We start from the raw sequence: 9683 nt of genomic DNA on the forward strand, positions 1-9683 counted from the left end.
AATCTGGCGGGGCATCCGGCGCCGTTCCCGGTGCCGCGGATGGGTCCGTCGGGTCGGGAGGTGGCGGGGGGTGAGGTGTTGGGGTTCTCGCGGGGGTTGGCGGGGCCGCCGGATCATGAGTATGCGAATCTGTTCGCGCAGGCGTTCGGGCATGCGGATCTGGAGGCCCTGTTCGACCTCCCGCCGTCCGGCCGGCCGGCGCCGGTGCGGACCGACTCCCAGGCCACCCTGGTCGACGACGCCCCCGTCACGGCGCCCAAGCCCGGCCGGACGGTCGCCGGAGGCGACGGCGTGGACGCCCCGAAGCCCGCCCGGACGGTCGCGGACTCCGGCGGTACGGCCGTCCCGAAGCCGGTGGACGCGCCCCGGCCGGTGACCGCCACCGCCTCGACCGACGGCCACGGGCAGGTCGAATCCCCGGCCCCGCGACCCGAACCGGCCGCCCCGCACCGCGAGACGCCGGCCACCGACCCGGTGCACCCCGCGGACCGTGCCCACCCCGCGGACCGTACCCAGGCTGCCGACCCCGCGGACCGGCCGAAGGACGACGACCCGGCGCCCACCCGCCCCGACCCCGACGAGGTCGAGCGGCTGATGGCACCCTGGTGGTTCAAGGACGGCTTCCCGAGCGAAGTGCTGGCGCACTGGTCGGACGAGGACCTGGCGGCGGCCGCCTACCGGGTCGTCCAGCACCCCCTCCGCAGCTACCCCGACCCCGGGCGCCCGGGCGGCGGCCTGATGCTGCACGAGGGCGAGGTGGACGGCCTGAAGCTGGTGGTGGGCGTCGAGGACGGCCGGATCTGGCAGATCCACCACGGCGGCCCGTCCGACCCCCCGCAGCACCAGGAGCCCCGGCAGCAGCCGCACCACCCCGACGACGCCGACACCGTCACCCTGGTCGGGGACGGCCCGTCGCAGCCCACCACCGGCCGCCGGACCCGGGACGAGTACGAGGCCGACCACCGCGACGACGCCGACCACCACGCTGTCGACCACGACGGCACCCACGACCGCGACGACCTCGGACCCGCCGCGCCGTCCGACCCCGAGCCGCAGGCCAAGCGACCGCGCCCGGACCCCTCGCCGTCCGGCCCGTACCCGTTCGATGCCGGGGACGGCACCCCGCAGCCGCTGCTGCCGCTCGACTCCTTCCTGCACACCTTCTCCGGCGACGGCTACGACGCCGCCCACCCGGACGCCCGGTGGGCGCTGGAGCAGGCGATGGGCGGCGCCGGCCGGCCCGAGCGGTTCGCCCACCCGTCCGAGTGGGTCGGCATGGTCAACCCGCGCGACGAGGGCGGCAGCCTGCTCAGCCAGGTCAACTGCGGTGTCGCGGCGATGGCCTTCCACGCGGGCTTCCACGGTGACCCGCAGGTCGCGCCGCTGCCCCGGGAGCGCCCGCGCGGTGCTCTCGCCGACGCGCAGGAGTGGACCGGCCACCCGGCCGAGTACGTGGGCCTCGGCTCGGCCGGCCTGGACGAGGTCGCCCGCCGGATCACCGAGGGCGGCCCGGGCTCCGGCGCCATGGTGTTCGCCTGGCGGGAGAACGGCAAGGGGCACGCCTGGAACCTGGTGAACGTACCGGGCGACGGCCTGGTCTGGGTGGACGCCCAGCAGGGCCTGCACTCCCCGGGTGACCAGCCGCTGCCGACGGAGGTCACCCGGGTCTGGGCGATCATGCTGGACGGCGACAACCGTCCGATCCCCGGCGGCGCGGGCTTCAACGCCGCCGCGGGCGACGCGGCGGAGCAGCACGTCCGGCCCACCGTCGCCGCCGACTTCACCGGCACCGACCAGCAGGGGCAGGCCGGTTCGAGCAGCACCGCGCCCGACCCGGGCGGCACGGCCACCGGTTCGAGCAGCAGCGGCGCGGCCACCCACGGCACCCTGCCACCGCCGGAGGCGCCGTTCCCGGCCCCCGGGCCGCGAGTGCCGGTGACCGGCGACGGCCTGTGCCTGCTCAACTCGGTGGCGACCAGCGACCCGAGCGGGATCGCCCGGCTGCTCGCCGACCGCGGCATGACCGGCCGCGGGATCTCGGTGTCGTTCGCCCTGAAGGAAGCGGTCTCCCAGCACCTCACCACGACCGGCGCGGCCAACCTCCCGCCGGAGGTCACCCGCGGCTACCGCAAGATCGCCACCGCGGAGCTGCAGACCCGGTACGCCGCCCGGAGCCGGTCCGAACTGCTCGCCGGTCTGGCAGGGTTGGGCGTCGGCGGTGTCACCACCCACGAGGTGGTGCCGACCCGGCTGCTGCGCGAGCGCTACCTCGCGGCCCGCACCGACGAGCTCGCCGGCCCCGGCGGCGACCGGGCGGCCGCCCGCCACCAGGCCGAGCTGACCGTGCCGTGGAAGTTCAAGAGCCCGGCCGAGCAGAGTGCCGCCGAGGACTACCTGCGCGGCCACGGTGTGGAGCCCGCCACCGACGCGCACGACCTGCGGCGGCAGTACATCGACGAGCGGGTCGCCCGGGGGGAGAACCTGCGCCTGGTCGAGGAGGAGATCGGCTGGAACCTGGGCGACGGCGCGGTCGGCCCGGAGCAGCAGTTCCACCACCTGCTCGGCACCCCGCACGAGGTCGGCCTGCACGACCTGCCGGACGCCTCGTTGGTCGACCTCAACGTTCGGCACCTGACGCTCAGCGACCGCCCGCTGTCGCCGACCGAGTTCACCGGCCTGCAGCAGGCGGTGCGCAACTGGGAGCGGTCCTGGCACCAGGGGTTCGGCGAGACCTTCCCGCCGCTGCTGGCCGACACCTTGGGCCTGCGACTGAGGATCCTCGGCCCGGACGGCCAGGGCGGCTCGACCGAGTACCTGCGCTACGGCCCGACCGACGGCCACCAGGTGACGGTCTACTACAACGGGTCCAACCACTACGACGCCAGCGCCGCCCCGCTCCCCGCGCCCGGCGCGTCCGCCACCCCGCACCCGCCCGCCGCCCCGCCCACGGTGGTGCCCGGCGCCTCGTCGCCCACGCCCACCGGCACCTCCACCGGTGCGCCGGTGCCCCCGCCGGCCCCGCACAGCGTCTCGACCGTCGGTGGCGGCCCCACCACGCACCCGACCGGCACCACCCACCCCGCCCCGCCCCCGCCGTCCGCGCCGTCCGCCCCGCCGTCCGCCGCGCCGCACCCCGGCGGCACGGCCCCGCACGCGCACCCGGCCCCGCCCTCGATCGTCGTCACGCCGCCGGACCACATCAGCGCGACCCCCGCCGGCCACCCGCCCTCCCCGCAGGCCTCGGTGTTCGCGATGTCGGTGTTCTCCCACGACTCGCAGACCCACGACCACGACCCGGCGTTCACGCCGCGGAAGCCGGTCGACCCCGCCGACGTCCGGCTCCCCCCGGCCCGGGTGACCAACCACAAGCGGCTCTCGGCCTCGGACCTGGTGGTGGGTCTCCACCAGGAGGACACGGTGGTGTTCCGCCGGATCACCGACCTGTTCAAGGCCGGGTTCAAGGGCGACCTCCCCGCCGCCCGGACCATCGCCCAGGACTTCTTCGACCCGATGACCCTGCGCCCGAAGCTCACCGCGCTCTCCCGCGGCGACGTCTGGGAGGCGCCGTTCGAGGCGAACGGGTGGAAGGGCACGGTGTCGATCCGGGTCGACGCGGAGAACCTGGTCTACCAGGAGACCGCGCCCAGCGTGGAGTTCGAGAACGGCGCCGACCGGTACGCCTCGCTCGGTGTCCAGGAGGACAGCCTCAACCGCTTCAACGCGGGCTTCCAGGCCAAGTTCAAGACCGGCAAGACCGACTTCACCGAGACCTTCGGCTACCACCACGACGAGATGCACGGCGCGGCCTCGCTGGACGTGGGCCGGACCATCGCCCGCGGCAAGACCGTGGAGCCCGGCGCGCTGTTCGCCGGAAAGCTGCACCTCGCCCTCGACTTCACCGAACTCACCCACCACGGACAGCCGGTGGAACTGGCGCCCGGCATCCGCGTGCAGCGGCTGGACATCGGCGCCACCATCGGCATCCCGGAGCGCGACACCCTCGACGCGCACGGCCACGCGCAGCCGCTGGCGAAGGACAAGCTGTTCGCGCCGCCCCAGCGGGTGGTGGAGGGGCACCGGCTCGGCGGCTCCGACATCGTGCTCGACGTCTCCACCCACCGGCACGGGCGGCCGGACGCCGACCGGCCGATGGAGGAGGTCCTCGACGGCGTGGAGGACAAGGCCAAGGAGGTGGTCGGCGACCTCTGGCCCAAGCTGCGCGAGAAGATGATCGCCGAGCTGGACCTGACCCGGCTGCACCAGGACCTCAAGAGCATGATGTCCGGGGAGCGGACCAGGATCGAGGTCACCGGCGACCGGGGCATCGGCAGCGCCTCGGTGGAGATCACCGCCTCGGTCAAGGCGATGTGGCAGACCGGCACCACCCCGCAGACCGAGTTCAACGTCGGCACCGGCGTCCAGCGCGTGCGCACCCAGCAGGACACCAGCAGCGACGGTCTCCAACTCCCGCTGCCCACCCAGGTGTCCGGCAGCGGCGCGGGCGCCTCGATCGGCTCCGGCGGCGCCGGGCTCCAGCTGATCCGGGACCAGGTGCAGATCTCCGGCACCAGCCAGGAGTCCCAGATCACCACGAAGACCAAGGGCGCCGGCGTGGTCTTCGACGGCCGGGCCGAACTCCGGCTGAACTTCGAGCACAAGGGCCTGACCGGCGGATCGCACGACACGGCGACCACCACCGTCGACTTCCGGGCGCTGATCGAGCAGGCCGAGGCCCGTCCGGTGGTCGACACGCCCGGGTCGGACCCCACCCTGTTCATCGCCACCGACGTCCCGCAGGCCGCCACGGCGAAGACCTTCGAGCCCGGCAGCACCATCCCCAGCCCGCCGGACGCCGTCTGGCAGCACAAGAACGGCGCGGGCGGCCTCTCCGACACCGTCACCGTCCGCGACCTGCCGACGGTCGCCCCGCTGCACGAGCAGGTGGAGAAGCTCGGCCGGGAACTGCTCAAGGACTCCTGGAACGACGTCAAGGACGACATCCACCAGCTGTTCAGCCACCCCATGGTCGCCTCCCGGCTCACCTCGATGACCCGGGACATCCCGCTGGAGGCCCCCGAGCGCACCGCCGCCACCCTGCTCAAGCACGGGGTCAAGGTCTCGGCCACCGCCACGGTGACCGAGATGGCGTACAAGCGCCCGGAAGCCAAGGCCGAGCTCAACCCGGTCGACGAGACCACCTCGTTCAGCTCCGGCCGCCGCCTGATCTCCGACACCAAGTCCGTGCAGGGCACCGGGGGCGGCACGGTCCCGCTCTCCGGCAAGGACACGCTGGACATCAGCGGCGGCTACGCCCGGCAGGTCCGCGACCGGGCCGGCTGGCGGGACGGCAACTCCAACAAGGTGTACGCCAACGGCAAGTACGCCCGCCCGCAGGAGATCTACGACGCCGCGCTCGCCGTGCAGGTCAAGGTGACCGTGGACGGCACCGAGCACACCCTCACCGTGCCGATCCGGGCCGAACTCAGCCTGGACCGCAAGGAGACCGGCAACTACGTGGTCGGGGCCGACGGGCTGGGCGTGTTCACCGGGCCCGGCGCCGGCACGCCCAACCCGCACAAGGCACCGGCCGAACTGCACGACCCGCCGCGCCGGATCGCCGAACGCGGCGCGATGAGCGCCTCCGACGTGGTGCACAGCCTCGGCGGCGGCGACGCCACCGTGCTCAGGTCCATCGAGGACCGCCTGAAGCAGAAGTTCGGCAACCTGCCCGACGACGCGGTGATGAAGCTCAAGAACCGCTTCGACCCGTTCGCGCTCAAGCCGCAGCTGTCCAAGCTCAGCCGCGGCGGCAAGCTGACCGAGACGGTCTCCGTCAACGGCTGGGACGCGACCGTCACCGTCAAGGCCGCGCTGGGCAAGGACTTCGTCCACACCGACACGGTCGAGAAGTTCGAGTTCGAGCTCGGCACCCAGACCCGGGTCTCCACCGGTGTCGGCAAGGACCGCCGGATCCGCGACATCTTCTCGCTGCCGACCAGGCTCAAGCTGCCGCACCTGGACCTCGGCTTCAACGCCGCCCGCCGGACCGACCTGGTCAGCGGCTCCACGGTGGACAGCACCGGCGCCACCGTCAGCAAGGGCAAGTCGGTCGAGCCGGCCGGTCTGTTCACCGGCACCGCCGACTTCACCGTCGAGTTCGAGTTCCGGACCACGGGGGAGAAGCACGGCGCCCCCGACCTGAAGGTGCCGGTGCGGGCCACCGTCGCCACCCCGCTGCGGGACGCGCCGCTGCACGGGGCCCCGGACCCGGCGCCGGTGAAGAAGCCGCTCGACCCGCCCGCCCGGATCGAACGCACCCACCGGCTCGGCTCCTCCGACGTGGTCACCGACGTCTACCCGCTGCGGCCGCGCGGTGGCCCCGGGGGGCCCGGCGGACCCGGCGCCGGTCCGGACCCGGCCGGGCCGCACCGGTCGGTGGCGGAGTCGGCCGTGCACCACCTCGGCGGCACCGCCTCGCGTGCCCTCGGCGGCGACTGGGCCGGGATCAAGGAGAAGATCACCAAGGAGCTGGAACTCGACAAGCTCCAGCCGCAGTTGAAGTCGATGATGTCCGGCCACGAGATCGTGGTGAAGCACGGCCGGAGCACCGTGCGGATCACCGCGGCGGTCTCCCGGATGGAACACACCGGCGAGACCGCGCAGACCGAGTTCAACACCGGTACCCAGGTGCAGAAGTCCTTCGCCAGCTCCGACGGCGTGACCAGCTTCGGTTCCGGCAAGGGCAACAGCATCACGGTCTCCGCCCAGGGCACCAGCAACCCGCTCCCGGTCGGACCGGCCGTCACCGGCGGCGTCCAGGTGACCCACTCCTGGGGCCACGACCAGCTCGACGTGCAGGCCCAGCGGACCTCCACCGGCGCCGCCACCAAGGCCAAGGTCCCCGGCAGCGGCTACACCGGCGAGGCCACCCTGATCTTCCGGATGGAGCGCCGCCCGCTGGTCGACCTCGGCCGGGACCGGATCGTGCCCGACCCGCACCGGCCCACCCCGCCCGCCACCCGGGTCGACCAGGCCAAGGCCGCCGCGGGAGGCGCCTGGCGGGCCCTGCGCCGGCTGGGCACCTCGACGCACGCACTCGCCACCGCGAAGGTCGGCTTCCAGGCCACCGTCGAGGCCGTCGAGGGCCGGCCGTCCAAGGGCGGCGCGCCGACCCCGTTCGAGGCGCCGGACCACCGCACCGCCCCCGCCCACCCGGCGCCGTCCGAGCCGCCGGTGGAGGTCACCGTCAAGGCGCCGCCCGCCCGGGTCTGGAACGAGGGCCTGCGCGACATCGACGTGATGCGCTGGCTCGGCGACTCCTCCGGCGTGCAGGACATCCTGCGGCTGCACGGCCCCGGGTTCTTCGGCAGCCGCACCTGGGACCGGATGGAGAGCGTCGCCCGCAACACCACCGACCACGCCCAACTGGCCAGCCACTTCGGCTCCGCCACCCGCGGCGAGGAGATCGCCACCCCGTCGCCCGGCCGCCGCCTGCTGGTGTCGGACGGCGGGGTGGAGGTCAACCTGAAGGTCCTCCAACTGGAGTACGACCGGACCGACGGCAAGGTCGAGCTGAGCCCCTCCAACGCGACCTCCACCACCTCGACCCGGACCCGGCTCGACTGGAGCATGTGGAGCGGCCAGGGCCAGGGCGGCGTCAAGATGGAGCTCGGCTCCGTCGAGGGCACCTTCCAGGCGATCGTCGGCGGGGCGCACCGCGGCCGTGAAGGGCTCTCGCTCGGCAACGCGGGCCAGGTGGTCTCGCACGCCAAGTTCGGCACCCCGATGGCCCGGTACGACGGCTTCGCCGAGGTCGAGGTGGTGATGTTCAAGGGCGACAAGCGGGTGGTCGAGAAGGGCGTCATCCCGATCTCGGTGGACATCCCCGAACGCGAGACGCACGACGCCAAGGTGATGAGCGACCACTACCTCGCCTTCAGCCAGGACGCGCCGGACGGCACGGCGATCCCGAAGAACCCGCGCACCGACGCGCTCGGCGAGGCCTTCGGCGACACCGACTTCGACGCCCTGATCGGCGAGTTCGGCGCCCCCACCCCCGTCCCGCCCCGTCCCGCGCCCGTCCCGCCGGTTCAGCCGCAGCCGCAGCAGCCGGTGCAGCCCCAGCCCCAGCCGCAGGCGCCGGTGGTGCAGAACCCGGCTCCGCCGGTTCAGCCGCAGCCGCACGCCCAGCCGCAGGCCCAGCCTCCGGCGCCGGTGCAGCAGCCGCCGGTGGCGACGCCGCCCGTACAGCCTCCGGCGGGTGGTCCGGTGCACGATCCTGTGGTGCAGCAGCCGGCTCCGCCGGTTCAGCCCCAGGCCCAGCCCCAGCCGGCCGGCGGAGCCGTGCACGATCCGGTGGGCCGGCCGCAGGCCCAGCCGGCGGCGGCCGATCAGGTGCGTCCGCCGAGTCCGGCGCGGCCGTTGCCGGAGCCGCCGTCGCAGGCGCCGTCCTCGCAGGGGCCGGCCAGGCCCGGACCGGTCCGTCGGGTGAGTGATCCTGGGCCGCGCCGGGGACCGGAGGAGGAGCCGGTGACGTTGCCGAGTCCGCACCGGCGGGTGGGGAGCGCCGATGAGCAGGCGTTCTTCGCGTTGGCGGACAAGTCGCGTGAGGGGGCGTTCGACGATGCGGCGTTGGGTTCGGTGTCGTCCGGCAGCCCGAAGCTGACGGCGGTGCCGGAGCCGCACGAGGCCCCGGTGGAGACGATGCCGGAAGGGTCGGCCGATCCGACGCCGGTTCGCCGGGCTAGTGATCCGGGGCCGCGCCGGGGGCCGGAGGAGGAGCCGGTGACGTTGCCGAGTCCGCACCGGCGGGTGGGCAGCGCCGATGAGCAGGCGTTCTTCGCGTTGGCGGACCGGAGCCGGGAGGGGGCGTTCGACGGAGCTTCGTTGGGGTCGGTGCCGTCGGGTAGTCCCAAGCTGACGGCGACGCCGGAGCCGCACGAGGCCCCGATGGAGATGATGCCGCTCGGGGACGAGAGCCCGCACGACGTGTCGGTCCGCCGGCGGCAGGCGTTCGGGGGGACGGACTCCCCGGTCCGGACGGTGACCCCGCCGAGCCGTCCGCGGGTGGAGACGACGGGCCTGCACGAGCCGTGGGTGGCCGAGATCGTGTCGCCCGTCGGACCCGGTCCCGCCGATCCCGTGCCGGGCCCCTCCGGGCTGATCGATTCGCCGAAGCCGGTCGAACCGGGCGACCGCCGGGGGCTCGACGACATCGAGGAGGAGCTCGACGGCAGCCTCGACCTCGCGGACTTCATCACCAAGGCGCTGTCCGGTTTGGGTGGTGATTGACCGTACTGCGACAGGGAGTTCCGCCCGGTCGGCCCCGGAGCTGAACGGATTGACTACCTCCGCCCGTAGACCTGTCCAAAGGGTTACCGACAGCCGTCCTCCGAGGAACGGCTGGGTGGTGATCCGCCGGGACGGTCTGCGGGCGGAGTGCGTCCGCACCCGCGTGCCGCAGTCCGTCCGTTCAGCCTTGCCCCGTCGGAGGTTGCCTTGTCGTACTCGTCGATCGTCGTTCCGTCGGGTGTGGACACCTTTTTCTCGGCGGTGTCGGGGATGCCGTGGCCGCAGGTGAAGGAGGGGGATCTGCGGGAGGTGCGGGATCAGTACGAGGTGTTGGCGCGGGATCTGCCGCATTTGCGTGATCTGATCGCGGTGGTGGCGGTGAAGGCGCGTCA

Annotated in this window: 2 protein-coding genes; both read left to right on the plus strand. The window is 73.8% G+C overall.

The window, feature by feature from the left end:
* Positions 1-204: 204 nt before the first annotated feature.
* A complete protein-coding gene (locus tag ABT014_RS34220; protein ID WP_350643718.1) occupies positions 205-9291 on the plus strand; it encodes a toxin glutamine deamidase domain-containing protein in 9087 nt (3028 codons plus the stop codon).
* 207 nt (positions 9292-9498) lie between these two features.
* The coding region (locus tag ABT014_RS34225) for a hypothetical protein (protein ID WP_350643720.1) at positions 9499-9683 on the plus strand (185 nt) is incomplete at its 3' end.

The sequence above is a fragment of the Kitasatospora sp. NPDC094015 genome (assembly GCF_040304075.1).
Lineage (GTDB): Bacteria > Actinomycetota > Actinomycetes > Streptomycetales > Streptomycetaceae > Kitasatospora.